Source organism: Microbacterium sp. che218, assembly GCF_040436305.1.
Classification (GTDB): domain Bacteria; phylum Actinomycetota; class Actinomycetes; order Actinomycetales; family Microbacteriaceae; genus Microbacterium; species Microbacterium algihabitans.
In genome coordinates this window covers 3,040,556-3,064,708 of the sequence record NZ_AP031501.1, presented here as the reverse complement: position 1 = coordinate 3,064,708, position 24,153 = coordinate 3,040,556, and the positions used below count along the sequence as shown (strand labels likewise).

Below are 24,153 nucleotides of genomic sequence, written 5' to 3'. Positions count from 1 at the left end.
GCCTAACGGCCGGCCCGTCGGCGGAGCTCCTCCTGCTCGGCGAGCGGCCGGCCCTCCAGCGGAGCGGTGAACGACGTCGCCCGCGCCACCGCGGCGCGGACGGCGGGCAGGGCCTGGGCGAGCCGTTCGGCGACCGACCCGCGCACCTCGAGCCAGGGCACGGACTGCGCGGCGAGCACCTCGCGGAAACGCTCCTGCATGTCGGCGCGGATGTGCTCGCCGTCGCGCATGCCGTCCTGCACGAAAGGGATCTCATCGCCGGTCAGCACGTACAGCGCCGGCGGATGGGCGGCGGCCCGGGCATGCAGGCGATCGGCGGCGAACCCGACGTACCGCTCGTGCCAGAGGGCCGTCGCCAGCACATCGGTGTCGCACACGAGCACCGGGGTGGGAACCCGCCGCAGCGCCTCGTCCTCCCAGGCGATCTGCCGATCGACGACGAGGTCGAACTCATCGCTGCGCCAGGGGGCGTCGAGCCCGCCCTCGCGCGTCTCGCTGAGCTCGCGTCCGTACTCCGGCACCCACAGCGTGCCGAGTTCCGCGGCGAGCGCCGCGGCCAGGGTGGTCGACCCCGTCGACTCGGCGCCCAGCACGACGATGCGCGCGGCGAGGTCGGCCCGCGTGGCGGGCGACAGTTCCGACCAGTGCGCGGCGAGATCCGCGCGGATCGCGGTACCCGAGACGGGGTTGATCACGCGACCGGGGTCGACCTGCACCCACTCGGCCCCCAGGCGCCGCGCGAGCTCCCCGCCGTAGTCGTCGGAGGTGAAGACGACGTCGGCGGGCTCGTCGAGCAGTCCCCCGATGGTCGCGGTGTGCGCGTCCCACGCGGTCTCGGAGGCGAAGTCGACGGGGGTGTCGTCGACGAGGTCGACCACGCGCACGCTCGGGTGCCCCTCGCGAATCCACGCGACCCTCCGCTCGAGCGGGATGTTCTCGACGGATGCCGCGATCACCTCGACCGTGACGCGGTCGCAGGCCCGCGCCGCCGAGCGGATCAGATGAGCGTGCCCGGCGTGGAAGGGGTAGAACTTGCCCACCACCACGCCGTGTCGGAACCGCCGCTCAGACACGTGCGTCCGCGGGCGCGGCGGCGGGGCTCTCCCGCATGACACGGGTCCATCCCCGCCATCCGCCGATGCACAGCACGATGAACAGGGCGTAGAGCGCGGCGATGATCCACAGTCCGGTCGCGATCGACAGGCCGACGAACGCGACGTCGACCGCGATCCACACGCCCCAGTTCTCGATCCACTTTCGGTTGAGCATGTACTGGGCGACGAGGCTGGCCGAGGTGGTCGCGGCATCCGCCACCGCCACCTGGGAGTCGGTGAAGGTCGCCAGCACCCACGTCAGCACGGCGGTGCCGACGATCGCCACGGCGATCAACCAGGGCACCGCTCGACGCGGTGTGCGGGCCACGTATCCGCGGTCGTGCTCGACGCCGCGCGTCCACCGGATCCACCCGTGCACGCCCAGCACGAGGTAGACCAGCTGCAGCGCGGCCGAGGCGTAGAGGCCCGCGGGGACGAACACCGCGAGGAAGACGACGTTGTTGGCGATGCCGATCGGATAGGTCCAGACGTTGCGCCGCGCGGCGAGCACCACGCACGCGGCACCCGTCGCGAACCCCAGGATCTGCATCCACTCGGCCAAGATCCACTCGATCACCCGTCGAGCCTAGGTGCCGCCGGCGCTACGGTCGTGCGGGGTCGATCGGCGCGAACGGGCGCAGGCTCTCGCGCGAGGTGAGTTTGGAGGCCACGAGCGACCCGGCCACGGCGAGGAAGATCGGCAGCAGCAGCGTGAACCCGGTGTTCGTGAACTCGATGATGAGCGCGATCGCCGTGAAGGGGGCGCGCATGTTCGAGGCGAGGAACGCGGATGCCGCGACGATCGCGAGCGCCGTGCCGTCGGCACCGGGCCACACGAACGCCCAGCCGGCCGCAGCGGCCGCACCGAGCGCGGCACCGATCGCGACCGACGGCTGCAGCGTGCCGCCGATCGCCCCCGAGCCGAGCGAGACGGTCGTCGCGACGTACTTCAGCACGGCGAGCGCGATGAGCAGCAGGGCCGGCTGCGACAGGTCGAAGCCGGCGGTGGCGAGAGCCCGACCGTTGCCGAGGACGAGCGGGAATGCGGCGCCGAGCGCGCCGACCGCGGTGAAGGCGAGGGGCAGGACGACCAGCAGCTTCCACCCCTGGGGGCGGAAGCGCGACAGCTTCTTCGTGATGGTCGCGAAGCTCGTGGCACCCCATCCCATGAGAGGGCCGATGAGCACGGCCGCGACGATCAGCGAGGCGTTCACTTCGAGCGATCCCACCGTGTACAGCGACCCGTCGCCGACGAGAGGGCGTGCGACGAGCGTCGCGACGGCGCTGACGGTCAGGGCGACCACGGCCGCACCCACGCTGAACTGCGCGAGGAGGATCTCGACGGCGAAGAGCGCACCGGCCAGGGGGACGTTGTAGACCGCGGCGAGACCCGCGCCCGCGGCCGATGCGATCAGGATGCGGCGCCACCGGGGGTCGAGGCCGAACCACCGCACGATCTTCGATCCGGCCATCGCCGACAGCTCGCGCGGGGCGACCTCCTTGCCGATCGAGGCGCCCATCGCGACCGACCCCACCTGGAGGACCGTGTCGACGAGGGTCTCCCACCACGGCATCCGGGCCCCGTCGACCCCCTGCTCGACCGTGGCGAGCGTGCGGCCGAAGCGGCGCAGCAGGTACCACCCGACGGCGGCGACCACACCGGCCCCGCCGACGGTGACGATGGGCAGCCACCACACCGACGGGTACGCCAGACCGTCGAGGAACGGACCCTCTTCGTGCCCCCACACGAGGTGCTCGAGGCTGTGCACGATCCACACCAGCAGCAGCACCGCGAGCCCCGTGGCGACTCCGGTGATGAGGGTGGCGATACCGAGGCGGAGGAGCGTTGCCAATCCCCCGCGGCGAGAGCGCACGGGAGAGGCGGGAGCGGCGGTCACCCGGCCACGCTAGTGGAGCCGTGTTTCGGAGTCGTCACGGCCCTCGGCTCGGGAGGGCGCGAACAGTAGGCTCGGAACCGTGACTTCCCGCGCCCCGCTCTCCCGCAAGCTGTCCGCCATCGCCGAGTCCGCGACCCTCAAGGTCGACGCCAAGGCCAAGGCCCTCCAGGCCGCCGGCCGACCGGTCATCTCGTACGCGGCCGGCGAGCCCGACTTCGCCACGCCCTCGTTCATCGTGGATGCCGCAGCGAAGGCGCTGCACGACCCGAAGAACTACCGCTACACCCCCGCCGCCGGTCTCCCCGTGCTGCGCGAGGCCATCGCCGCGAAGACCCTCCGCGACTCGGGCCTCGAGGTCGCGCCCTCGCAGGTCATCGTGACCAACGGCGGCAAGCAGTCGGTGTACCAGGCGTTCCAGACGGTGGTGAACCCCGGCGACGAGGTGCTGCTGCCCGCCCCCTACTGGACCACCTACCCCGAGGCCATCGCCCTCGCCGACGGCACGCCCGTCGAGGTGTTCGCCGGGGCCGACCAGGACTACAAGGTCACGGTCGCCCAGCTCGAGGCCGCGCGCACCGACAAGACCACGGTGCTGGTGTTCGTCTCGCCCTCGAACCCCACCGGATCGGTCTACACGCCCGAAGAGACCGCCGAGATCGGCCGTTGGGCCCTCGAGCACGGCATCTGGGTCATCACCGACGAGATCTACCAGAACCTCACCTACGAGGGCGTCAAGGCCGTCTCGATCGTCGAGGCCGTGCCCGAGCTCGCGGGACAGACCATCCTGGTCAACGGCGTGGCCAAGACCTACGCCATGACCGGGTGGCGCGTGGGCTGGATGGTCGGGCCGGCGGATGCCATGAAGCTCGCCGGCAACCTGCAGTCGCACCTGTCGAGCAACGTCAACAACGTCGCGCAGCTCGCCGCCGCCGCAGCGCTCACCGGCCCGCAGGACGAGGCCGAGCAGTTCCGCCTCGCCTTCGACCGCCGCCGTCAGCTGATCGTGTCGGAGCTGTCGAAGATCGACGGCGTCGAGGTGCCCAACCCGCTCGGCGCGTTCTACGTCTACCCCGACGTGCAGGGCCTGCTGAACCGCACCTGGGGCGGCGTCACGCCCACCACCTCGCTCGAGCTGTCCGACCTCATCCTCGAGCAGGCCGAGGTCGCCGTCGTTCCCGGCGAGGCCTTCGGCCCGAGCGGCTACCTGCGCCTGTCGTACGCCCTGGGCGACGACCAGCTGCTCGAGGGCATCCAGCGCCTCCAGCGCCTGTTCGCCTGACCTTCCACGTCCGTCGGGGCGGTCGCCGGGATTCCGGTGGCCGCCCCGCGGTCGTTCCGGGCGGGTCGCCCACGACCGTCGCGCGGACGCCACGGCCGACACGCCGTTCCGCGGCACCCACGACCGGCGTGTCGACGCCCGCATCCGCAGGACAGCACGCGGCCCGCGCGCGAGCGCCCGCGACCGTCGTGCGGACGCCACGGTCGACACGCCGACCCGCGGCACCGGCGACCGGCGTGTCGACGCCCGCATCCGCAGGACGGCACGCGGATGCCGCAACGGGCGGGGCTACAGCTCGACGTTGACCAGCACCGGCTCGGGCTGCAGCAGCAGGCCGAACTCGGCCTGCACGCGACTCTGCACGAAGCGCGCGAGCTCGGCGATCTCGGCCGCTGTCGCCTCTCCGCGATTGGTCAGGGCGAGCGTGTGCTTGGTCGAGAGCCCGGCGCGCGAGCGCGGGAAGCGGAAGCCGCGCGACAGACCGGCGTTCTCGATGAGCCAGGCCGCGCTCACCTTGACCTGCCGCGACACCACGGGGGGCGGGGGCAGGATGCCGTCGAATGCGGCGAGCGGAATGACCGTCACCGGATCGAGCACCGGCGTCAGGGGCCACTTCGGGCACTCGGCCGGGAGGGTGCGGGCGAAGGCCTCCGAGACGATCGCGTTCTGGAAGAACGAGCCCGCGCTCCAGGTGTCGGGGTCTTCGGCGTCGAGCACCATGCCCTTGCGGGCGCGCGTGGCGAGCACGTGCTCGCGGATCCACCGCAGCGACACCGCCTGACCCGGTTCGAGACCGAGCGCTCCGCGCAGCTGGTCGCCCGCGATCGGTTGCTCTTCGGCACCGACGCGCTCGAGCTCGAGCGTCACCGACACGATGACCCCGGGCCGCTCGGGCTCCGACCCGTAGTGGTGCTTGAGCACCGAGGTGCGGAAGCCGAGTCCGAGATCGGATGCCGAGACGGTCGAGACCTCGCCCGTGGTGGCATCCAGCAGCTCGACCTCGACAAGGGTCTGCACGATCTCTTGGCCGTAGGCTCCGACGTTCTGCACGGGGGCGGCGCCGACGGTGCCGGGGATGCCCGACATCGCCTCGATGCCGGCGAACCCGCGCGCCACCGTTTCAGCGACCAGGGCGTCCCAGTCGTGCCCGGCCTGAACGCGCAGCCGCACCGTGCCCTCGTGCGAGCCCGGCAGCTCTTCGATGCCCGAGGTGCGGATGCGCACGACGGTGCCCTCGAACGGCTCGTCGCCGACGAACAGGTTCGAGCCGCCGCCGAGCACGAACCACGGCTCGCCCTCGGCCCAGACCTCGCGCAGGGTCGCGACGAGTTCGTCGGCCGACCGCGCTTCGATCAGGCGCGCGGGCGCACCACCGGTGCGCAGCGTGGTGAGCTGCGCGAGCGGAACGGATTCGACGTCGGGCATCAACCGAGCCGCACCCGCACCTGCGCCTTGCCGAGCACCGTCGTCTCGGCGAACGTGACGGTCAGGTCGATGCGGGCGGTCTCGTCGTCGACGGCTCCGACCTTCGCGCTGACGTGCAGGTCGGCCCCGGTCTCGGGGTCGACGACCACCGGGCGGGTGAAGCGCACGCCGTACTCGACGATGCGTCCGCTGTCGCCGAGGGCTTCGGCCAGTGTGCCCACGGCGATGCCCATCGTGAGCATGCCGTGAGCGAGCACGCCGGGGAGCCCGACGGCCGCGGCGACGTCGTCGCGGTAGTGGATGGGGTTGAAGTCGCCCGAGGCGCCGGCGTACCGCACGAGTGACTCACGGGTGAGGTGGACGGAGCGTTCGGCGACGACCTCGCCGACGGTGAACGGGCTCATGCGCCGGCCTCCCCTGCGAGCAGGACGCTCGTCGTCGTGACGACGTGGGCGCCGTCGGCATCCACGATCTCGGCCTCGCTCGTGATCATCGCGTTGCCGCCCATGGTGCGGATGCCGGTGACCGAGAGCGTCGCGACGAGCTCGTCGCCCGCGACGATGGGCCGCGTGTAGCGGAATCGCTGCTCGGCGTGCACGAGGCGCGACAGCTCGATCCCGGAGTCGGGGTCGCCGAGCAGCTGCTGCAGCGTGAGGTCTTGCACGACCATCGCGAAGGTCGGCGGAGCCACCACATCGGCGTACCCCAGGGCGCGCGCGGCCTCGGGGTCGGTGTGCTGCGGCGCGTCGGCGAAGACGGCGCGGGCGAACTCGCGCACCTTCTCTCGGCCGACCAGGTAGGGGGCGGTCGGCGCGAAGGCACGACCGACGAGTTCGGGGTTCACGGGCACCCGCTCAGTCTATCGAGCGGGTTCGCGCCGCCGCGGTGGATCAGCGCTGGTGGCGCCCGCGCACAGCCTTGACCGCCATCTGCGAGGCGATGAAGACGAGGAAGATCGCGAACAGCACGTTGCCCACGAACGGGTCGACGAACTTGGCGATGAGGGCTCCCACCGGGGTGGTGAGGCACGCCGCAACGCCGATGAACAGGGCTGCGCGTACGTCGACGTTGGAGCGGCGCAGGTTGCCGACCGTGCCCGAGATCGCCGTGGGGATCATCATGAGCAGCGACGTGCCCTTGGCGATGAGGTCGCTCGTGCCGAACAGCAGCAGCAGGGCGGGGACGACGATGATGCCCCCTCCGACGCCGAGCAGACCCGCCAGGATTCCGGTGATGACACCGAGCAGCGCGAGGCCCGGTCCGGTGATCCAGGTGAGCTCGAGTTCCGCGTCGCGCGAGGGGATCACGAAGAACAGGCTCACCATCACCACGACGAGGAACGCCACGAACGCCCAGCGCAGGGCGGTCTGCGACAGCTTGGGCAGAAGCCACGTGCCGATCTGGGCGCCGACCACGGCGAAGGCGGCCAGGATCAGGGCGGGGAGCCACGCGACGTGCCCGTCGATGGCGTAGGTGATGACACCGACGGATGCCGTGGGGACGATCGCGGCGAGCGAGGTTCCGGCACCGAGTCGCTGATCGAAGCCGAGGAGCAGCACGAGCAGGGGCACGATGACCGTGCCGCCACCCACGCCGAACAGTCCGGACATGAGACCGGCGAGGAGTCCGACGCCGATGCAGACGAGATACAGGCGGGCGGAGCGCGTGGGGCGGGTCTCGGGGATCACGCCGACAAGTCTTCCACCGTCCGGGCGGAGCGCGGACGTGGCGCCTCCCCGGAAACGAAAGCGGCCCCCGGTGGTCCGAAGCCGCGTCCACCGGGGGCCGTCGCCCTCACAGGTCAAGCAGGACGGTGACCCGAACACCGGACTGCGACCACTCGCGTGAGGGTGCGACAGGAATGACGATATGACCCCCGGTATCCGGGTCACGACCCATTGACTAAAGTATCTAGGACTGCTAGTTATTTAAGTTGCTGAAGGTTTGGTACCGCTCCCGGGAATGAGTCACCGGATGCCGCGGTTCCCCCCTGCATGACGACTGTAGGAATCATCGGAGCAGGCAACATCGGTTCGGCCCTGGCGAAGGGCTTCACGGGTCTCGGTTACGACGTGGTCATCGCCAATTCTCGGGGCCCCGAGACGCTGAGCGACCTCGTCGCCGAGGTCGGCGACAAGGCGCGCGCCGCCACGGCACAGGAGGCCGCGGAGGCCGGAGACATCGTCGTGGTGACGGTGCCGCTGAAGGCGATCGACGCCGTGCCCGTCGCCCCGCTCGTGGGCAAGACGGTGCTCGACACGAACAACTACTACTTCGAGCGCGACGGCCACATCGCCGAACTCGACCAGAAGAAGACCACCACCTCGCAGATGCTTCAGGAGCACCTGCCCCAATCGACCGTGGTGAAGGCCTTCAACCACATCCCCGCCGTCGACATCACGACCGACGGTTCCCCTGCCGGCACCGAGAACCGTCGCGCCCTGGCGACCTCGAGCGACTCCGACGAGGCCGTCGCCCTGGTCACGCGCATCTACGACGAGTTCGGCTTCGACACCGTCAACGTCGGCCCGCTGAGCGAGAGCTGGCGCGTCGAGCGCGACCAGCCCGCCTACGTGGTGCGCCAGAACCGCGACGAGCTCGAGAAGAACCTGGCCCGCGCCGAGCGCTGACCCGCACCCCTCAGGCAGACGAACGAACCCGGCCCCCGCTTCTGGCGGGAGGCCGGGTTCGTCGTCTGAGGTCGCGGGGCGTCAGAGCGCGGCGAGGGCCTGATCCACGTCGGCGACCAGGTCGTCGACCGACTCGATGCCGACCGACAGACGCACGATCGTCTCGGGCACCGCGAGCTCCGTGCCGCGGACGGAGGCGTGCGTCATGGCATCCGGGTAGTTCACGAGCGACTCCACGCCACCGAGCGACTCGGCGAGGGTGAACAGGCGGGTCGACTCCGCGAAGCGGCGGGCCGCCGCGCCGTCGGCCAGCTCCAGCGACACGATGCCGCCGAACCCGCTCATCTGCCGTGCCGCCAGCTCGTGACCGGGGTGCGAGGGCAGGCCCGGGTAGTACACCTTCGCGACGCGGTCGTGGGCGAGCAGGTGCTCGGCCACCGCCTGCGCGTTGGAGCTGTGCCGCTGCATGCGCACCGCGAGGGTCTTGATGCCGCGCGTGGTCAGGTAGGCGTCGAACGGTCCCGACACCGCGCCCGCGGCGAACTGCAGGAACTGCACCTTCTCGGCGAGGTCGGCGTCGGCGAACGCCAGCGCGCCACCCACGACGTCGCTGTGGCCGCCCAGGTACTTCGTCGCCGAGTGCACCACGACGTCGGCGCCGAGCGACAGCGGCCGCTGCAGAGCCGGCGAGGCGAAGGTGTTGTCCACCACGACGAGGGCGCCCGCGGCGTGGCCGAGGGCGGCGAGGCCGGCGATGTCGGTGATGCGCAGCATCGGGTTGCTCGGCGTCTCGACCCAGACCATGCGCGGCGCGCGCTCCTCGATGGCGGATGCCACGGCGTCCAGGTCGCTCATGTCGACCACGCGCAGCTTGACGCCCCAGGGGCCGAGCACCCGGGCCAGCAGGCGATAGGTGCCGCCGTACACGTCGTTGCCGAGCAGCACCTCGTCGCCGGGCACGAGGGCGGCGCGCAGCAGCGCGTCTTCACCGGCCAGGCCCGACGCGAACGACAGGGCGCGCGCACCACCCTCGAGAGCCGCGATCTGCGTCTCGAGAGCCGTCCGGGTCGGGTTGCCGCTGCGGCCGTACTCGTACCCGCCTCGAAGGCCGCCGATGCCGTCCTGGGCGTAGGTCGTCGAGACGTGGATCGGCGGGATGACCGCGCCGGTGGCCTCATCGGGCTCTTGACCTGCGTGGACGGCGAGGCTGTCGAAACCGCGGGCGGCGTCGTGGGTGCTCATGCGGAGTGCTCCTGGGTGGGGGTGGGAAGAACGGATGCCGCGGCAGACACGTCGTAGCCGCGCGCGGTCATCCAGTCGTCGTCGAAGATCTTGCTGAGGTAGCCGCGGCCGTGATCGGGCAGAACCACGACGACCACGGCATCCGCCGGCAGCTCCCGCGCGACGCGCAGCGCGCCGACGACGGCCATTCCGCTGGAGCCGCCGACGAGCAACCCCTCCTCGCGGGCGAGGCGTCGGGTCATCGCGAACGACTCCGCATCGGAGACGCGCTCGTAGCCGTCGACGAGGGTGGGGTCGAAGGCCGCCGGCCAGAAGTCCTCGCCGACGCCCTCGACGTCGTAGCCGTGGATGTCGTCGCCCGAGTAGATCGAGCCCTCGGGGTCGACCCCGACGATGCGCACCGACGAGCCGGCGACCTCGCGGAGGTATCGGCCGGTGCCGGTGATCGTGCCGCCCGTGCCGACGCCGGCGACGAAATGCGTGAGCCGCCCCTCGGTGTCGCGCCAGATCTCGGGACCGGTGGTCTCGTAGTGGCTGCGCGGGCCGTTCGGATTGGCGTACTGGTTGGGCTTGAAGGCCCCGGGGATCTCGCGCACCAGGCGGTCGGAGACGCTGTAGTACGAGTTCGGGTCGTGGGGCTCGACGTTCGTGGGGGTCACCACGACCTCCGCGCCGTAGGCCCGCAGCACCGCGCGCTTGTCTTCGGCGACCTTGTCGGGCACGACGAAGACGCAGCGGTACCCGCGCTGCTGCGCGATGAGGGCGAGGCCGACGCCGGTGTTGCCGCTAGTGGGCTCGACGATCACGCCGCCCGGCTGCAGCAGGCCGTCGCGCTCCGCGGCATCGACGATGTTCGCGGCGATGCGGTCTTTGGCGGATCCGCCGGGGTTGAAGTACTCGATCTTCGCGAGCACCGTGGCGGCGATGCCGTCGGTGACGCGCGAGAGGCGGACGAGGGGGGTGTTGCCGACGAGGTCGGCGACGCTCTGGGCGTAACGCACGGTGGGGTCCTGTGGGATCGGTGCGCCGGGACGGCGCGGCTGACGGGGTCGTCGAAAGAGAACGCGAAGGCGTTCAGCGACAACAGCGACAGGTCAGCACGCGGTCAGCATACCCGAGCCGGCGGTTCATGACACGGCGCCGAGAAACTCGTCGAAACTCTGCGCCGGTCGCCCCGTCACCGTCTCGACATCGGACGACACCGCCGCGAGATCTCCGCTGGCGATGGCGGTGTAGGTGCTGACCCACGCGTCGACCTGCCAGCGCGGCGCGCCGTAGCCCGCGCGCGAGGCGTAGGCCTCGTCGACGGTCTCGTCGTGGAAGCGCACGGGGTTGCCGCGGACGGCCGAGATCTTCTCGGCCACCTCGGCCAGGGTCAGCGCCTCGGGGCCGGTGAGGTCGTAGGCGGTGCCGGCGTGGGCGGCCGGGTCGAGGAGCACCGACACCGCGGTCGCGGCGACGTCGGAGCGCGAGACGAGCGAGCAGCGTCCCTTGCCGGCGGGGCCGCGGATCACCCCGTCGTCGCCGGCGAAGAGCTCCATCATGTCCATGTAGAAGTTGTCGCGCAGGAACGTCCACGACATGCCCGACGCCCGGATGATCTCCTCCGTGGCGGCGTGGTCGCGCCCGAGCGTGAACACCGCGTCGGGCGCCGCCGCGAGGAACGAGGTGTAGACGATCGAGCGCACCCCTGCCGAGGCCGCGGCCTCGACGAAGGTGCGGTGGTGCTCCACGCGGTCCGACGTCTCCGAGGCCGACACCATGAACAACGTCTCGACGCCCTCGAGGGCCGCGCGCGCGGCATCCGCATCGGAGTAGCGGGCGACGTGCACGTCGGCGTCGGGCAGGTCGGGGGCGCGCGTCGCGTCGCGCACGATCAGACGCTGACGGATGCCGCGGGCGGCGAGGTCGCGCGCGACCCGCCCTCCGACGGAGCCGGTGGAACCGGTGACGGCGATGACGGGCGGCGTGGACATGCGGCCTCCGGGGACGAGGGGACGGTGATCCCAGCGTAAGCCGCCGCGCCCCGGTCGGGCCCGGATCCGCTCAGGAGGCGGGAGCGACCAGTCGCGACACGCGCACGCGCACCGACGAGGGCACGTCGTCTCCCCCGGCGGCGCGGGCCGCGGCAGCCACCGACGCCGCGACCTCCGCCGCGTCGTCGTCGAGCGACACCCCGATGCACACGGTGATCGCCCGCGCTCCGCCGGCCTCGTCGACCGCGGCGAGCGACCCTTCGACGTCGGTGACGTGCTCGTAGGCTCGAGCCACGACGGGGCGCGCCGAATAGCACTCGCGCACGCCCTGCACCGCCGTCACCGCCAGGTCGATGCGCGGAGCGAGTTCCGCGGCGCTGATGCTGGTCATCACTCTTCCCCCTCGTCGATGTGCACGTCGCCGACGGTGACGTCCACTCGTCCGACCCTCAGGTCGCCCTGCCTGTCGATGGCCGAACGAATGCCGTCGCGCATCTCGTCGACGGCCTCGGTCATCGCGCGACCGAAGCGCACGCTCACCGTGACGGTCACGTCGAGCGGAGCGTCGGGCTCGGGCTGGTCGAGGCGCACGCGTCCGACCAGCAGTCCCTCGATACGGTCGCCGACCGTGCGGATGAGCTCGTAGAGCGCACCCTCCGTCACGACCAGTTCGGTTCCGTCGTCGGTGCGCGCCAGGGGGATGTCGCGGCCGGCTCGGAATTCGCGCATGACCTCGTGCATGATGCTGTCGTACCAGGACTCGGCGATCGGTTCGCTCGCCTGTTCGTCGACGATCTCGCGCGACAGTCGTCCCATGCGCTCCATCGACGCCAGGATCGCCTGGCACTCGGCATTGCGCTCGATCGCGGGGATGCGGGGGGTGCGTCCGCGGTCGAGATACGCGGAGAGGTCTTCGAGGGAGTAGCCCGACCCCCCGATGTCGTCGTCGTGCTCGCTCATCCGGGTCACCTCCACTCCTGCATTCGTTCCAACACGGTCTTGCGGGCCCGAGCCAGTCGACCGCGCACGGTCGCCGCGGATTCTCCGACCTCGACGGCGATCTCGTCGTAGCTGTGGCCGCCGACCTCGCGCAGCACCCACACCACGCGGAGGTCTTCGGGGAGCTCGGCCAGCACCTTCTTCAACGCATCCATCTGCGACGACGCCACGACCGAACGCTCCGGATCGTCGCGGCCGGACACCATCTCCTCGTCGATCTCCTCCGAGATCTTCCGGGAGCGCAGTCGATCGGTCGCTTTGCGCGACACGATCGTCGTGAGCCAGCTTCGCACCTTCTCGGGTTCGGTGAGGTCGGGCAGACGCCGCCACGCCGTGATCAGGGCCTCCTGCACGCAGTCGTCGGCGTCGGCGCGCGAGCCGGTCAAACGCGTGGCGAAGGCCACCAGAAAGGGAGCATGCCTTCGCACCAGCACGCCGAAGGCGAGGTGGTCGCCATCGGCCGCGCGCGATGCGAGGAACGCATCGGTGGCGGAGGACAGAGAGGGCATTACGGTTCCTGTCGGTGCGCGTTCGGGATCGGGCCGTGGGCATAGCGAAACACCCCGGGCCGAAAGGGGCCCGACATCTTGACGAACGCGCCGCGGCGTGGCAGGGCGCCGGGGCCTCCCGTCAACCCGCGGGCCGATGTCGGAGGGCGCCGCTATCGTCGTCGCCACCCCACGATCCCCGGAGGACTCCCATGCGCATCGCCCTCACCGGCTCATCCGGCAAGCTCGGCACCGTCGTCGCCCGCGAACTGCGCGCCGCCGGTCACGACGTCATCGGCCTCGACGTCCGCGGCGAGCGCGGCCCCGGCTTCGTCCAGGTCGAGCTCACCGACTACGGCCAGGTGATCGACGCCCTCGCCGGCGTGAACGACCAGCACGACGGTTTCGACGCGCTCGTGCACCTCGGGGCGATCCCGGCCCCCGGCATCCGCTCCGACGTCGCGACCTTCCACAACAACATGACGAGCACCTTCAACGTGTTCTGGGCGGCCGTGCGACTCGGCATCCGCAAGATCGTCTACGCCTCGAGCGAGACGGTGCTCGGTCTCCCGTTCGACGCACCGCCGCCGTACATCCCCGTTGACGAGGAGTATCCGCCGCGCCCCGAGTCGGTGTACTCGCTGGTCAAGACACTCGAAGAGCGCATGGCGGCCGAGCTGGTGCGCTGGCACCCCGACCTCTCGATCACGGCGTTGCGCTTCTCGAACGTCATGGTGCCCGAGGACTACGCCGAGTTCCCGTTCGACGACGACGCCCGCACGCGCAAGTGGAACCTGTGGGGCTACATCGACGCCCGCGACGGCGCCCAGGCGATCGAGCGTGCGCTCGAGACCGCGCCCGCCGGGTTCGACACCTTCATCATCGCGGCGGCCGACACCGTCATGACCCGGTCGAACGCCGATCTCGTGGCCGAAGTGTTCCCCGACGTCGAGACGCGCGGCGACCTCGACGACACCCGCACGCTGCTGTCGATCGACAAGGCCCGACGGCTGCTCGGCTACGACCCGCAGCACTCGTGGCGGGACGAACGATGAGCGAGCACGCCTCCGACGAGCCCGTCATCCCGCTTCCGACCGCCCAAGAGAAAGAAGTCAATTTCCTCGCGCGCAGCGGAGCGGTGGTGACCCTCCGCCTCATCGACACGGGCCGGTTCGAGCTCAAGCTCGACACCCGCGGCGACTACACCGCCGAACTGCGCCACGACGGTGAGACGTTCGAGGTGATCCCCGCGCCCGGCGTTCACGCGCTGGGCGGAAAGGGCCTCACCGCGACCGAGCTGTACGAGGGATTCTGACGAGGGTTCCACCCACGGGCGCAAGCCCGTGCGCCCCGTCGTCCCCGAGCGATTGACTGGGGTCCTCGACCCGCCCGGAGGATCACCGTGAACCACGACGCCGACACCTACGACATCGCCGTGATCGGAGCCGGACCCGCGGGCACCGCCGCGGCCCTACGCGCGGCCGAGCTCGGCGCCTCGGTGGTGGTGCTCGAGGCCGGACGCGTCGGCGGCACCTGCGTCAACACCGGCTGCGTTCCGACACGCGTGCTCGCCAAGGCCGCGCGGCTGATGCGCGAGACGCGCTCCGCCGACGACTACGGCATCGTCGTGAACGAACCGCGCATCGATTGGGCCGCCGTCGTGAATCGCGTCCACGAGCGGGTGGATGCCGTGCGCTCCATCAAGCGCGAGGCCGAGCGTTTCGCCGCGGCCGGCGTCGACCTGGTGCACGAAGGTCGCGCGCGCTTCGCGGACGATCACACCCTGGTCCTCGACAGCGGACGCCGGATCCGGGCGGAGTCGATCCTGGTGTGCGTCGGCGGTCACTCGCGGCGTCTGCCGGTCCCGGGCGCCGAGCTGGCGACCGTGCCCGAGGACGTGCTGTCGCTCACCGCGCTCCCCCGCCGCGTCGCCGTCATCGGCGCCGGCAACACCGGCGCGCAGCTGGTGACCGTGTTCCGTTCGTTCGGGTCGGAGGTCACGCTGCTCGACGTCGCGCCGCGTGTGCTCATGGCATCCGACGCCCGCATCTCCGAGGTCATCGCGTCGTCGTTCCGCGCGAACGGCGTCGACGTGCGCACCGGGATCGACACGGTCGACAGCCTCGAGCAGTCCTCCGACGGAGCCATCACGCTCGCGTGGAGAGAAGACGGCGACACCCGCGCGACCGAAGTCGACGTGGTCATCATGGCCACCGGCTGGCCGGCCGATGTCGAAGACCTCGGCCTCGAGAACGCCGGGGTCGAGGTCGTACGCTCCGCGATCCCCGTCGACCGGTACTTCCGCACGATGGTCCCGCACATCCTCGCCGTCGGCGACGCCAACGGACGCGACATGCTGGTGCAGGCCGCGCAGTTCGAGGGCGAGGCGGCGGCCGAGAACGCCGTGCTCGGGGCGAACAGGCGAACGCCGCACCACCTGCTCCCCGCCGGTGGGTTCACCGACCCCGACTACGCGGGCGTCGGCCTCACCGAGGAGCAGGCGCGCGACCGCGACCCCTCGTGCGTGGTCGCGACCGTGCGCTTCGCCGACCTCGACCGGGCCGTGATCGACGACCGCGAGAACGGCTTCCTCATGCTCATCGCCGACCGCCGGCGCGAGCTCGTGCTCGGTGCCCACGCGGTGGGCGAGAACGCGGTCGAAGTGATCCAGTCGGTGACCACGGCGATGGCCGCGGGCATCGATGTGGCGACCCTCGCGGGGGTGCGCTTCGCGTATCCGACCTACAGCGCGGTCATCGGCAACGCGGCGCGTGCGCTTCTGCACGCGGACTCCCCCGCCCTGCTGGAGTGACACACTGACATCGTGAGCATCGCCGATTCCGCCACGACCTCGGGCGCTCCCGCGCGCCGCGGGCGGCCCGGATACGACCGCGAAGGCCTGCTGGCCGTGGCCGTGCAGCTGTTCAACGAGCAGGGCTACGACGCCACGAGCGTGGCCGACCTCGCCAAGCGGCTCGGGCTGACGAAGTCGGCGTTGTACCACCACTTCTCCTCGAAGGAGGAGCTGCTCGCGGTCGCCCTCGAGGCGGCCCTGGGCGGACTCGAAGCCGTGCTCGACGAGCCCGGCGCGAGAGAGGGCGCGGCATCGGACCGCCTGCGTCACGTGCTCACCGGCGCGACAGACGTGCTGGTGGCGCAGCTGCCCGCCGTCACGCTCCTGCTGCGGGTGCGCGGCAACAGCGCCGTGGAGCAGGCCGCGCTCGAGCGGCGGCGCGTCTTCGACCACCGCGTCACCGGGCTGGTCGCCGAAGCCCAGGCCGAGGGCAGCGTGCGCGACGACGTCGACGCCGCCGTCGCCGCACGTCTGCTGTTCGGCATGATCAACTCGGTCGTCGAGTGGTACCGCCCCGGGGGCAGCGTCGACGGCGATCGCCTCGGGGCCGACATCGTGCGCATCGCCCTCGACGGCCTGCGCACCGCCTGACCCGGCGCCCTCTCATCGCGCGTGCTCCCACGACGCGACGACGGGGCCCCGCGCCGTGCGCAGGGGCCCCTCCTCGGCATCCGGGATCACGCCCGCAGATCGACGCCCTTCGGCTCCTTGATGAGCGAGACCGCGCCGAGCGAGATGAGCGCGGCGACCGCGATGTAGACGCCGATCGTCCACGAAGCGCCGGTCGAGCGCAGCAGGGCCTCGGCGATCATCGGGGCGAAGGCGCCGCCCATGATCGCTCCGAGCGCGTAGCCGATCGAGACGCCCGAGTACCGCACGTTCGCGGGGAACATCTCGGCGTACAGCGCCGCCTGCGGTCCGTACGACAGGCCGAGGCCGAGCGTCATCACGAACAGGGCGACGAAATACCAGACGATGTTCGCGGTGTCGATCAGGAACCACATCGGCACGGCCCACACGGCCAGCAGCAGGTAGCCGAGCTGGAAGGTGCGCACGCGCCCGAGGCGGTCCGAGAGCCGGCCGCCCCACAGGGTGAAGCCGAGCCAGCCGAAGGATGCGAGGGTCGTGGCGAGCAGCACGGTGGGGCGATCCATGCCCAACGCCGTGACGGAGTAGGTCGCGAAGAACGCGATGAGCAGGTAGCCCGCGGCGTTGTTGCCGATGAAGACGAACGCCGTCAGGGCGACCTGGCGCCAGTTCTTGAGGAACAGCTGACCGAGAGGGGCCGACGACTCCTTGCGGCGGCGTACGAGGTCTTCGAACACGGGGCTCTCCTCCACCGCGCGGCGGATGACGTATCCGACGACGATGAGCACGATCGAGAAGAGGAACGGCACGCGCCAGCCCCACGCGAGGAAGGCCTCGGCCGACATCGACGAGGTGAGGATCCACAACGTCGCGGTGGCGAGGATCATGCCGACCGGAACACCGATCTGCGGGTACGCGCCGAAGTAGCCGCGGCGGTTGACCGGGGCGTGCTCGACCGAGAGCAGGGCCGCACCACCCCACTCGCCACCGGCCGAGAAGCCCTGCAGCACGCGCAGGAGGATGAGCAGGATGGGGGCGGCCACGCCGATCGCGGCGTAGGTCGGCAGCACGCCGATGAGGGCCGTCGACACGCCCATCATGATGAGTGTGAGCACGAGCATCTTCTTGCGGCCGAGACGGTCGCCGAGCCGGCCGGCCACGACGGCGCCGAGCGGGCGGAAGAGGAACGAGATGCCGATCGTCGCGAACGACAGCACCTGCGCGATGGCCGGATCGGTCTGGGCGAGAGGGGCGAGGAACAGCGGCGCGAGCACGAGCCCCGCCGCCTGGGCGTAGATGAAGAAGTCGTACCACTCGATCGAGGTGCCCACGAGGGTGCCGGCGAGAACGCGCCGTTCCTCTCGCGAGAGGCCTGCGGTGGCACGGGTGGATGCCGGGGCGTGGGTGGTGGCCATGAGAACTCCGTCGTTCTGTGGTCAGGGCGGTGGATCTCGATCGAACCTGTTACCGACCGAGCGTTCAGTAATAGTGTCAGAGCCGGACGCGCTCGACAAGAGCGCACGAGCCAGCTGCGCGCGAGCGCGACGGAAGGAGCAGCCATGCCGCTGTGGAGCATCGTCCCCGGAGCACTCGACGAGCGCCTCGGCATCACCGTCACCGAGCAGTCGGCCGACCGGGTCGCAGCTTCGATGCCGGTGGAGGGCAACACGCAGTCGCTCGGGCGCCTGCACGGCGGGGCGACCGCCGCCCTCGCCGAGGCCGTCGGCTCGTGGGCGGCCATGATCCATGCGTCGGGCTACGACAAGGTCTGCGTCGGGGTCGACCTCAACATCACGCACCACCGCGGCGCACGTGACGGGCGGATCCACGCCGTCGCCACGGCGGCGCACCGGGGCCGACGTCTCGCGACCTACGACGTCCACGTCACCGACGACGACGGCAGGCCGATCGCGACGGCGCGCATCACGAACCTGCTCGTCGACCCCGACGCGCAGAGCTAGCCGAACGACGCAATCCGCGACGCGCGACGCGGGGAGAGACACCGCGACTCTGACATCCTGGATCGCATGACGGGTATCCGAGGGGTTGCGCCACCCCCATGCGGCGCAACCCCTCGCCCGTCGTCGTCAGACCCGAACATCGGACGACGGGCGTGCGGGTGCCCTCTCGAAGCCGGAGACGGCACCCACCCCCACCAGTGCTGTGTCACCCCCGCCGCATTCCTTACACCGGGGTCGAAAAGTTTTTTCCGCGGCTCCGCCGTAAGGTATGCCGCCCTGGCGACACAGCCCGGGTACGAGCACGAGGACAGACGGCGGTGACGGACGACGCGGGCTTCGTGGCGCTCTTCCGTGAGCACTACAACGCGGTCAGACGGTTCATCGAGCGACGCGTGTCGGATCGCGAGGCCGCTGACGACCTCACGATGGAGTGCTTCGAGATCGCGTGGCGCAAGCGCGATCCGCGAGAGCCGTTCGGGTTGCCGTGGCTGTACCGCACGGCACGCAACCTCATCGCGAACGAGTACCGACGACGAGACAGGGAGGGGGCACTGTGGACGCACATCGAAGACCAGGTGCGCACTCTCTCGAGCTCGTCGGAGGGCGAGATGATCGAGCGTCTGGTCGATGCGATCCGCGACCTTTCCGAACGCGAGCGCGAGATCCTCTGGCTCACGTACTGGGAGGAACTCTCGGCGGCCGAGGTGGGGATCGTCGTCGGCGCCAGCGCGGGGACCGTCTGGACCCGGTTGAACCGCGTGCGGGCGAAACTCCGGCCCCTGCTCGAAGGGACCGCCGTCTCCGCGGAGGAGGTGTTCGATGACCGACGATGATCTGACCCGCGCTCTGCAGCGCCTCGATCCGGCGCTCACCCCCCTCGACGCCCCGATCCCGCTCGACGCCGAACGTCGGGCCCGTGCCTTCGCCGCGTCCGCGCAGAAGACGCGCCGTCGGCCGGCCCTCGTCACGTGGGGCTCCGCCGCCGCGGTCGTCGTGCTCGTGCTGGCGATCGTGACCGGAGTTTTGTGGATGCCGAGTTCGCCGGCATCCGCCCTCACTCCTCAGCCCCTGGCGTTCACCGTGATCTCCGACGACGTCTCGCAGGTGATCGCACAGGCGCGGCAACGCCTGACCGACGGCACCGGACCCGCCGAGCCCGAGCGCCGCTCGCTCTCCCTCGGCTGGTACTTCAGCGGGTCGCCCGACGAGGCCGAGGCGACGGTGTTCCGCCGCGAGTGGGTCGACGTCCGGTGGAACGCCGACCTGTCCGGGTCGGTCGTGACGACCGCCGCCGAGGCGACGAACGCGGCGGGCGACACGGTCCCGGCCGGAGAACCGACGCCCGGCACGGTCGTGGGCGACCTGACCTTCGTGCAGAACCAGTTCGCGCCCCTCTCCCCCACCCCACCCGAGCCGACGGTCGACGCCATGCGGGCACTGGTGCTCACCTCGACGGGCGCCGGCGACCAGTTGACGGCGGGCGATGCGATGCTCGGGGCACGCGCCCTGCTCGGCGAGTGGACGCTCACCGGTCCGCAGCAGGCGGCCCTGCTCGAGGTCGTCGGCCAAGCCCCCGGACTCCGCGTGGTCGGAACGGCGTTCGACCGCCTCGGCCGCCCCGTCGTCGGTCTCGCCGCGGTGCCGTCGGGGCTGACCACGTCGGAGTCGACCCTGCTGCTGTCGGCCGACACGGGGCGCATCGTCGGGTTCGAATCGGCACTCCTCGCCGACAGCGAGACCTTGAAGCTGCCCGCGGGGTCGATCACCGATTACACCCTCTGGGATGTCCTCGACAGGAAGGCGGACACCGAATGACCAGCCCCGACCAGCTGCACCCCGACATCGCCGCAGCGCTCCAAGAGACCCCGGGCGGCGTCGTCATCGACTCCCATCACGCCGAATGGCCCGAGCTGGGCATGACCATGGACGTCCCCTCCGGCACCGAGCGGGCGGTCGGAAGCTGCGCCGACGGCAACGTCTGCGCCTTCAGCGGATCGAGCCTGTCGGGCACGCGCGTGTCGTTCTCGACGTGCGGCACTTACTCCCCCGGCATCACGGTGCGCTCGATCGCCGACGCGCGATCCTCGGGCTACGTCCAGGCGCGCTCGTCGTTGGGCTCGGTGCTGGCTACGGCGATCGCCACCTCGTGGGCGAACGTCTCGGGCACGGTCGCGACGCTGAACTGCGTGCCCTGAGCGCAGCTCACCGCCAGGGGCGCTCCGAGCGCCGGCGCCAGTAGTCGTCGGGATCGGTCGCGAGGTCGCCCGGCGCTTCGATCGGGCGTGCCTGCACCCCGCGGCGCAGGTGTGCGGCCGTCGTCGCTCCGCTGAGCACGATGTCGGCCCAGGGCTGCGCCCGTGCGGCGCCGAGGGCGAACACGTCGGGCGAGAGTCCGGATGCCAGGCGGTCGAGGCGGCTGCCCGGCTCGGCGCGCGCGAGCTCGCCGTTGGCGAGAGCCTCCTTCACCACCACCGTCCAGCCGTCGTCGTGGGCCGTGTGCAGGGCCGGTGCGACCGAGGTCTCGAGCAGGTTCCACGTCGACTGCACCACCGAGAACGGGTGCGCGTCGACCGCGAGGGCGGCGTGGATCACCTCGCCCTGGTGCGGCCCGCTCGTCGACAGGCCGACGCGGACGCCGCGGTCGCGCAGGGCGCGCAGCCGGTCGAGCAGGACGGCATCCGACAGCGCGGGACTGTCGGGGGTCACCGAATGGATGAGGGAGAAATCCGGAGCCGAGCCCAGCGCCGCGAGCGTCTCGGGCCACTGCCGGTCGAACATGGCGACCGAATGCTCCTTGCGCTCGTGCACCGCGGCATCCATCCGCCATCCGCCGACGTAGGCGTAGCCCCACTTCGAACCGATCGTCAGCGCGGCGCGACGCTCCGGATGCCGTGCCAGCCACGACCCGAGGAACTCCTCCGCGCGCCCGTACGACCGGGCCGCGTCGACGGAGCGGATGCCGAGATCCCACGCCTCGTCGAGCAGCGCATGCGCCCGGTCGCGCATCGCCTCGATCGAGCGCGAGGCCGGATCGCCGAGATCCTCGTCGCGGGCCGTGGTGATGTAGGCGGGGCGGCCGACGGCGGCGAGGCCGAGACCGAGGCGGGCGACGTGCATGCTCCGACGCTAGCGGCGGGGAACACGACACGACAGCGCGCGGTTGCACCCGCCATGACCTTGCGCGACCCGTATGCCGACGACCGGCAGCCGATCTGCCCGGCGTGCGGGGTGACGATGCATCCGCTGCTCGACGAGCAGGTCACCGCCGACGAGTGCCGCGAGTGCGGGTTCCAGGTCGACTGGGCGGCACCGGATGCCGCGCGGTCCGACGACGACCGCGGCTACCGCGACCGCTGGGCCGACGAGAGCTGAGGCCCCGACCCCCGCGGCGTCAGCGTCCCGACGCCGGCACCACCAGGTCGAACTCGGCGTCGAGCGCCGCGATCTCCGCTTCGGCCGCGGCGACCGCACGGGCCTGCTCCGCGGCGGGAAGCCACGACGCCTCGAACGAGGCGACGGCCATGCGGCGCACCTGGTCGGCGGTGGCGCCGATCTGCTCCGAGACGATGCGGTATTCGGATGCCAACGTGGTGGGGAACATTCCGGGGTCGTCGGAGCACGGGATGACGTTGAGACCCGCGTCGAGCATCGCCGAGATCGACGCGCGTCGCCACGGCCGCCACGACCGGCGCGAGGTGGTGGAGGCGACGGTGAAGGCGACCTGCTGGTCGCGCAGACGCGCGACGACCTCGTCGTCTTCGAGCACGTAGTAGCCGTGGTCGATCCGGTCGCAGCCCAGCTCGTCGAGACACGTGATCGTGTTGACGGCGGTGGGGGCGTGCTCCGACGAGTGGGCCGTGCGGCCGAGGCCCGCCTCGCCGGCGAGCCGGTACGCGTCGACGAAACGCTCGGGGGGACCTGCGGTCTCGAGGTTGTCGAGGCCGATGCCGGCGACGTAGGGGTGCGGGTTGTCGACGACGCGGCGCACGACCTCGAGGGCTTCGTCGCCGCTGCGGCTGCGGTCGATGCCCTGGATCATGAGCCCCGTCATGCCGAAGTCGCGCTCGGCACGGCGGATGCCCTCGGCGTAGGCCTCGACCGCGCCCGAGTAGCCCAGCGAGGCGAGATGCGGCGGGAGCGCATCGAAGAAGAGCTCGAGGTGACGGGTACCGCTGAGGCGGTGGGCGTCTTCGAAGGCCTCGTAGACGATGCGGGTCAGATCGTCGGCGTCGCGCAGCACCTCGACCACCCAGTTCGACACCTGGAACAGCGAGTACGACACGGCGGGCTCATCGGCGCCGCGCTCTTGAGGCACGGGGATGCGGGTGTGGCGGTACAGGGCGGGATCCGGCGGCAGCGAGTTGATGTCGGCGAAGATGCGCTCGGGGTCGGCCGGCAGGGCGAGCGACTCCCGTCGCGCCAGCTCGGCGAACGTCGCGGGGCGCACCGTACCGATGAGGTGGCAGTGCAGATCGGCCTTGGGCAGGCGGTGGAGGTACGCGGCGGGCAGGGGCTGTGCGGACATGGTGGAGCCGTTCGTGCGTGGTGGAGCGGAGGATACCCGGCCACCGAGCGGGGGGAACTCGGTGGCCGGGCGGGGCGGCCGCCCGGCGTGGGGCACGGACGACCGGTCGGGGGGTCAGCGCGAGGTGACCTCACGGGCGAAGCGTTCGACCCACTGACCGCGGTTGGGGAGGATCTCGGCCGGGTCGAGCGTCGAGTAGCCGGCGGCGACCGGGTCGGCGGCGATGTCGCCGACGACGGCGGTGATCTCGGCCGGGATCTCGGCGTCGAGGGCGACGGGCAGGTCGCCGACGATCTTGGCCGACTGGCTCTGGGCCTCGGTGGAGAGCAGGTAGTCGACGAAGGCGTAGGCGCCCTCGACGTTCGGTGCCCCCGCGGGGATCATGGCGCGGTTGGTGGCCATGTAGCGACCCTCGGTCGGCGCGGTCCACGCGACCGGCTCGCCCGAGGCGATCAGGGTGGTCGCGAACCCGCTGAGCGCGTCGGCGGCGACGATCTCGCCCTGCGTGAGCAGGTTGGTCACCTCGGTCGACGACGAGTAGAACTGCAGGATGCCGGGGGCCCAGCCGCCGATGGTCGAGTAGGCCGTGTCGATGTCGAACGGTCCGCTGCCGAACGCGTCGGCGACGCCCGAGACGGCGAGCTGACCGGCGGTGACCGAGATGTCGGGGAACGCCAGGCGACCGCTGAGGGCGGGGTCGGCGTAGAGCGACCAGTCGGCGGCCTGCGCCGCGGTGACCTCTCCGGTGTTGTAGATCGTGCCGTTGAGCTGGTAGCTGTACGCGGGGCCGTCGAAGCCCTCCTCGACGGCGAAGTCGGCGATGTTCGCCAGGTTGGGCACGTTCGACTCGTCGAACGACTGGAACAGGTCTTTCTCCTGCCCGGATGCCGCGAAGGTGTCGGAGATCAGCATCACGTCGATGCCGGGATCCCCTGCGGCCAGCTGCAGCTGCGACAGACGGTCGGCGTTGCTGCCGGTCTCGACCTCGACCTTGATCCCGGTCTTCGCGGTGAAGGGGTCGATGACGGCCTTCTGGAACTCCTCGACGCCGAACGGGAAGGTGCTGACGACGATCGTGTCGCTCGCCGCGGCGTCGCCGCCACCGGAGGAGCCGGAGCATCCCGTGGCGATGAGCGCGGTGGCGACGAAGACGGACGAGGCCGCGAGGATGCGGCGGGGGGTGCGGTTCATGCG

At 71.2% G+C, this 24,153-nt stretch carries 28 protein-coding genes; 11 read left to right on the top strand and 17 right to left on the bottom strand.

Annotated elements, in window-relative coordinates; translation table 11 throughout:
• Positions 1-2: 2 nt before the first annotated feature.
• Genes ABXS86_RS14435 through ABXS86_RS14425 form a run of 3 tightly spaced genes read right to left on the bottom strand, consistent with a single transcriptional unit; the run spans position 3 to position 2,992 of the window.
• A complete protein-coding gene (locus tag ABXS86_RS14435; protein ID WP_353664924.1) occupies positions 3-1,073 on the bottom strand; it encodes an AAA family ATPase in 1,071 nt (356 codons plus the stop codon).
• A complete protein-coding gene (gene pnuC, locus ABXS86_RS14430) occupies positions 1,066-1,671 on the bottom strand; it encodes a nicotinamide riboside transporter PnuC (protein WP_230705076.1) in 606 nt (201 codons plus the stop codon). Before pnuC ends, ABXS86_RS14435 begins: the two co-directional genes overlap by 8 nt.
• A gap of 25 nt (positions 1,672-1,696) precedes the next feature.
• Positions 1,697-2,992, bottom strand: coding sequence for a chloride channel protein (locus ABXS86_RS14425; RefSeq protein ID WP_353664923.1), 1,296 nt, complete (start codon positions 2,990-2,992; stop codon positions 1,697-1,699).
• A gap of 79 nt (positions 2,993-3,071) precedes the next feature.
• On the opposite strand from ABXS86_RS14425, the gene ABXS86_RS14420 reads away from it, so the two are divergent.
• Positions 3,072-4,271 (top strand): pyridoxal phosphate-dependent aminotransferase, encoded by a 1,200-nt coding sequence (locus ABXS86_RS14420; RefSeq protein ID WP_353664922.1) that lies wholly within the window; start codon positions 3,072-3,074, stop codon positions 4,269-4,271.
• Positions 4,272-4,559: 288 nt separating this feature from the next.
• Here the strand turns inward: ABXS86_RS14420 and ABXS86_RS14415 are convergent, their stop codons facing one another.
• From ABXS86_RS14415 to ABXS86_RS14400, 4 genes are read right to left on the bottom strand one after another with little or no spacing between them, the layout of a single operon-like run.
• Complete coding sequence (locus ABXS86_RS14415) at positions 4,560-5,696, bottom strand: UDP-N-acetylmuramate dehydrogenase (protein WP_353664921.1); 1,137 nt, start codon at positions 5,694-5,696, stop codon at positions 4,560-4,562.
• Positions 5,696-6,100, bottom strand: a complete 405-nt coding sequence (locus tag ABXS86_RS14410; RefSeq protein ID WP_144832701.1) for a MaoC/PaaZ C-terminal domain-containing protein — start codon at positions 6,098-6,100, stop codon at positions 5,696-5,698. The genes ABXS86_RS14415 and ABXS86_RS14410 overlap by 1 nt, the downstream gene beginning before the upstream one ends.
• On the bottom strand, positions 6,097-6,546 hold the full coding sequence (locus tag ABXS86_RS14405) for a MaoC family dehydratase N-terminal domain-containing protein (protein WP_144786051.1): 450 nt from the start codon (positions 6,544-6,546) through the stop codon (positions 6,097-6,099). Before ABXS86_RS14405 ends, ABXS86_RS14410 begins: the two co-directional genes overlap by 4 nt.
• Before the next feature lie 40 nt (positions 6,547-6,586).
• Positions 6,587-7,381, bottom strand: coding sequence for a sulfite exporter TauE/SafE family protein (locus ABXS86_RS14400; RefSeq protein WP_373459226.1), 795 nt, complete (start codon positions 7,379-7,381; stop codon positions 6,587-6,589).
• A gap of 309 nt (positions 7,382-7,690) precedes the next feature.
• On the opposite strand from ABXS86_RS14400, the gene ABXS86_RS14395 reads away from it, so the two are divergent.
• The gene (locus ABXS86_RS14395; protein ID WP_353664920.1) at positions 7,691-8,326 is read left to right on the top strand and encodes an NADPH-dependent F420 reductase; all 636 of its coding nucleotides are present in this window, start codon (positions 7,691-7,693) and stop codon (positions 8,324-8,326) included.
• An 81-nt stretch (positions 8,327-8,407) separates the two neighbouring features.
• Here the strand turns inward: ABXS86_RS14395 and ABXS86_RS14390 are convergent, their stop codons facing one another.
• The 6 genes from ABXS86_RS14390 to ABXS86_RS14365 form a co-directional block, all read right to left on the bottom strand.
• Positions 8,408-9,568 (bottom strand): cystathionine gamma-synthase, encoded by a 1,161-nt coding sequence (locus ABXS86_RS14390; protein WP_316001424.1) that lies wholly within the window; start codon positions 9,566-9,568, stop codon positions 8,408-8,410.
• The gene (locus ABXS86_RS14385; RefSeq protein WP_316001425.1) at positions 9,565-10,569 is read right to left on the bottom strand and encodes a pyridoxal-phosphate dependent enzyme; all 1,005 of its coding nucleotides are present in this window, start codon (positions 10,567-10,569) and stop codon (positions 9,565-9,567) included. The genes ABXS86_RS14390 and ABXS86_RS14385 overlap by 4 nt, the downstream gene beginning before the upstream one ends.
• Positions 10,570-10,695: 126 nt before the next feature.
• Positions 10,696-11,544 carry an SDR family oxidoreductase gene (locus ABXS86_RS14380; protein ID WP_353664919.1) on the bottom strand — a complete coding sequence of 283 codons (849 nt, stop codon included), beginning with the start codon at positions 11,542-11,544 and terminating at the stop codon, positions 10,696-10,698.
• A gap of 70 nt (positions 11,545-11,614) precedes the next feature.
• Positions 11,615-11,935 (bottom strand): hypothetical protein, encoded by a 321-nt coding sequence (locus ABXS86_RS14375; RefSeq protein WP_307213404.1) that lies wholly within the window; start codon positions 11,933-11,935, stop codon positions 11,615-11,617.
• On the bottom strand, positions 11,935-12,504 hold the full coding sequence (locus tag ABXS86_RS14370; protein WP_353664918.1) for an Asp23/Gls24 family envelope stress response protein: 570 nt from the start codon (positions 12,502-12,504) through the stop codon (positions 11,935-11,937). Before ABXS86_RS14370 ends, ABXS86_RS14375 begins: the two co-directional genes overlap by 1 nt.
• A gap of 5 nt (positions 12,505-12,509) precedes the next feature.
• Positions 12,510-13,052, bottom strand: a complete 543-nt coding sequence (locus ABXS86_RS14365; RefSeq protein ID WP_251508274.1) for an RNA polymerase sigma factor — start codon at positions 13,050-13,052, stop codon at positions 12,510-12,512.
• A 191-nt stretch (positions 13,053-13,243) separates the two neighbouring features.
• Here ABXS86_RS14365 and ABXS86_RS14360 point away from each other — a divergent pair, with 191 nt between their 5' ends.
• The 4 genes from ABXS86_RS14360 to ABXS86_RS14345 all read left to right on the top strand — a co-directional run bounded on the left by ABXS86_RS14360 (position 13,244) and on the right by ABXS86_RS14345 (position 16,476).
• Positions 13,244-14,086, top strand: a complete 843-nt coding sequence (locus ABXS86_RS14360) for an NAD-dependent epimerase/dehydratase family protein (protein WP_353664917.1) — start codon at positions 13,244-13,246, stop codon at positions 14,084-14,086.
• Positions 14,083-14,346, top strand: a complete 264-nt coding sequence (locus tag ABXS86_RS14355) for a hypothetical protein (protein ID WP_353664916.1) — start codon at positions 14,083-14,085, stop codon at positions 14,344-14,346. The genes ABXS86_RS14360 and ABXS86_RS14355 overlap by 4 nt, the downstream gene beginning before the upstream one ends.
• Before the next feature lie 87 nt (positions 14,347-14,433).
• Entirely contained in the window at positions 14,434-15,843 is a 1,410-nt protein-coding gene (locus tag ABXS86_RS14350; protein ID WP_353664915.1) for a dihydrolipoyl dehydrogenase family protein, read from the top strand.
• An 18-nt stretch (positions 15,844-15,861) separates the two neighbouring features.
• Positions 15,862-16,476: a TetR/AcrR family transcriptional regulator gene (locus ABXS86_RS14345; protein WP_373459227.1), complete on the top strand. Its 615-nt coding sequence runs from the start codon at positions 15,862-15,864 to the stop codon at positions 16,474-16,476.
• An 86-nt stretch (positions 16,477-16,562) separates the two neighbouring features.
• On the opposite strand, the gene ABXS86_RS14340 is transcribed toward ABXS86_RS14345, so the two are convergent.
• Entirely contained in the window at positions 16,563-17,888 is a 1,326-nt protein-coding gene (locus ABXS86_RS14340; RefSeq protein ID WP_353664914.1) for an MFS transporter, read from the bottom strand.
• A gap of 144 nt (positions 17,889-18,032) precedes the next feature.
• Here ABXS86_RS14340 and ABXS86_RS14335 point away from each other — a divergent pair, with 144 nt between their 5' ends.
• The 4 genes from ABXS86_RS14335 to ABXS86_RS14320 all read left to right on the top strand — a co-directional run bounded on the left by ABXS86_RS14335 (position 18,033) and on the right by ABXS86_RS14320 (position 20,629).
• On the top strand, positions 18,033-18,434 hold the full coding sequence (locus ABXS86_RS14335; RefSeq protein ID WP_307213417.1) for a PaaI family thioesterase: 402 nt from the start codon (positions 18,033-18,035) through the stop codon (positions 18,432-18,434).
• 317 nt (positions 18,435-18,751) lie between these two features.
• On the top strand, positions 18,752-19,267 hold the full coding sequence (locus ABXS86_RS14330) for an RNA polymerase sigma factor (RefSeq protein ID WP_307213419.1): 516 nt from the start codon (positions 18,752-18,754) through the stop codon (positions 19,265-19,267).
• The gene (locus tag ABXS86_RS14325) at positions 19,254-20,249 is read left to right on the top strand and encodes a hypothetical protein (protein ID WP_353664913.1); all 996 of its coding nucleotides are present in this window, start codon (positions 19,254-19,256) and stop codon (positions 20,247-20,249) included. The genes ABXS86_RS14330 and ABXS86_RS14325 overlap by 14 nt, the downstream gene beginning before the upstream one ends.
• Positions 20,246-20,629 (top strand): hypothetical protein, encoded by a 384-nt coding sequence (locus tag ABXS86_RS14320; RefSeq protein ID WP_353664912.1) that lies wholly within the window; start codon positions 20,246-20,248, stop codon positions 20,627-20,629. Before ABXS86_RS14325 ends, ABXS86_RS14320 begins: the two co-directional genes overlap by 4 nt.
• Before the next feature lie 7 nt (positions 20,630-20,636).
• Here ABXS86_RS14320 and ABXS86_RS14315 read toward each other — a convergent pair whose 3' ends face one another.
• On the bottom strand, positions 20,637-21,551 hold the full coding sequence (locus ABXS86_RS14315; RefSeq protein WP_353664911.1) for an aldo/keto reductase: 915 nt from the start codon (positions 21,549-21,551) through the stop codon (positions 20,637-20,639).
• Between the two features lie 54 nt (positions 21,552-21,605).
• Between ABXS86_RS14315 and ABXS86_RS14310 the strand changes: the two genes are divergently transcribed.
• Positions 21,606-21,806, top strand: coding sequence for a zf-TFIIB domain-containing protein (locus ABXS86_RS14310; RefSeq protein ID WP_307213427.1), 201 nt, complete (start codon positions 21,606-21,608; stop codon positions 21,804-21,806).
• Between the two features lie 19 nt (positions 21,807-21,825).
• Here ABXS86_RS14310 and ABXS86_RS14305 read toward each other — a convergent pair whose 3' ends face one another.
• Both ABXS86_RS14305 and ABXS86_RS14300 read right to left on the bottom strand, forming a co-directional pair.
• The gene (locus tag ABXS86_RS14305; protein WP_353664910.1) at positions 21,826-22,959 is read right to left on the bottom strand and encodes an adenosine deaminase family protein; all 1,134 of its coding nucleotides are present in this window, start codon (positions 22,957-22,959) and stop codon (positions 21,826-21,828) included.
• Positions 22,960-23,073: 114 nt separating this feature from the next.
• Entirely contained in the window at positions 23,074-24,150 is a 1,077-nt protein-coding gene (locus tag ABXS86_RS14300) for a PotD/PotF family extracellular solute-binding protein (RefSeq protein ID WP_353664909.1), read from the bottom strand.
• Positions 24,151-24,153 lie beyond the last annotated feature (3 nt).

What these genes read in the sequence shown, in the direction of transcription:
- ABXS86_RS14415 (WP_353664921.1), bottom strand. Translation starts at nt 5,696, where the DNA reads ATGCCCGACGTCGAATCCGTTCCGCTCGCGCAGCTCACCACGCTGCGC.
- ABXS86_RS14410 (WP_144832701.1), bottom strand. Translation starts at nt 6,100, where the DNA reads ATGAGCCCGTTCACCGTCGGCGAGGTCGTCGCCGAACGCTCCGTCCAC.
- ABXS86_RS14395 (WP_353664920.1), top strand. Translation starts at nt 7,691, where the DNA reads ATGACGACTGTAGGAATCATCGGAGCAGGCAACATCGGTTCGGCCCTG.
- ABXS86_RS14390 (WP_316001424.1), bottom strand. Translation starts at nt 9,568, where the DNA reads ATGAGCACCCACGACGCCGCCCGCGGTTTCGACAGCCTCGCCGTCCAC.
- ABXS86_RS14380 (WP_353664919.1), bottom strand. Translation starts at nt 11,544, where the DNA reads ATGTCCACGCCGCCCGTCATCGCCGTCACCGGTTCCACCGGCTCCGTC.
- ABXS86_RS14375 (WP_307213404.1), bottom strand. Translation starts at nt 11,935, where the DNA reads ATGACCAGCATCAGCGCCGCGGAACTCGCTCCGCGCATCGACCTGGCG.
- ABXS86_RS14370 (WP_353664918.1), bottom strand. Translation starts at nt 12,504, where the DNA reads ATGAGCGAGCACGACGACGACATCGGGGGGTCGGGCTACTCCCTCGAA.
- ABXS86_RS14365 (WP_251508274.1), bottom strand. Translation starts at nt 13,052, where the DNA reads ATGCCCTCTCTGTCCTCCGCCACCGATGCGTTCCTCGCATCGCGCGCG.
- ABXS86_RS14360 (WP_353664917.1), top strand. Translation starts at nt 13,244, where the DNA reads ATGCGCATCGCCCTCACCGGCTCATCCGGCAAGCTCGGCACCGTCGTC.
- ABXS86_RS14355 (WP_353664916.1), top strand. Translation starts at nt 14,083, where the DNA reads ATGAGCGAGCACGCCTCCGACGAGCCCGTCATCCCGCTTCCGACCGCC.
- ABXS86_RS14340 (WP_353664914.1), bottom strand. Translation starts at nt 17,888, where the DNA reads ATGGCCACCACCCACGCCCCGGCATCCACCCGTGCCACCGCAGGCCTC.
- ABXS86_RS14335 (WP_307213417.1), top strand. Translation starts at nt 18,033, where the DNA reads ATGCCGCTGTGGAGCATCGTCCCCGGAGCACTCGACGAGCGCCTCGGC.
- ABXS86_RS14325 (WP_353664913.1), top strand. Translation starts at nt 19,254, where the DNA reads ATGACCGACGATGATCTGACCCGCGCTCTGCAGCGCCTCGATCCGGCG.
- ABXS86_RS14320 (WP_353664912.1), top strand. Translation starts at nt 20,246, where the DNA reads ATGACCAGCCCCGACCAGCTGCACCCCGACATCGCCGCAGCGCTCCAA.
- ABXS86_RS14315 (WP_353664911.1), bottom strand. Translation starts at nt 21,551, where the DNA reads ATGCACGTCGCCCGCCTCGGTCTCGGCCTCGCCGCCGTCGGCCGCCCC.
- ABXS86_RS14310 (WP_307213427.1), top strand. Translation starts at nt 21,606, where the DNA reads ATGACCTTGCGCGACCCGTATGCCGACGACCGGCAGCCGATCTGCCCG.
- ABXS86_RS14305 (WP_353664910.1), bottom strand. Translation starts at nt 22,959, where the DNA reads ATGTCCGCACAGCCCCTGCCCGCCGCGTACCTCCACCGCCTGCCCAAG.
- ABXS86_RS14300 (WP_353664909.1), bottom strand. Translation starts at nt 24,150, where the DNA reads ATGAACCGCACCCCCCGCCGCATCCTCGCGGCCTCGTCCGTCTTCGTC.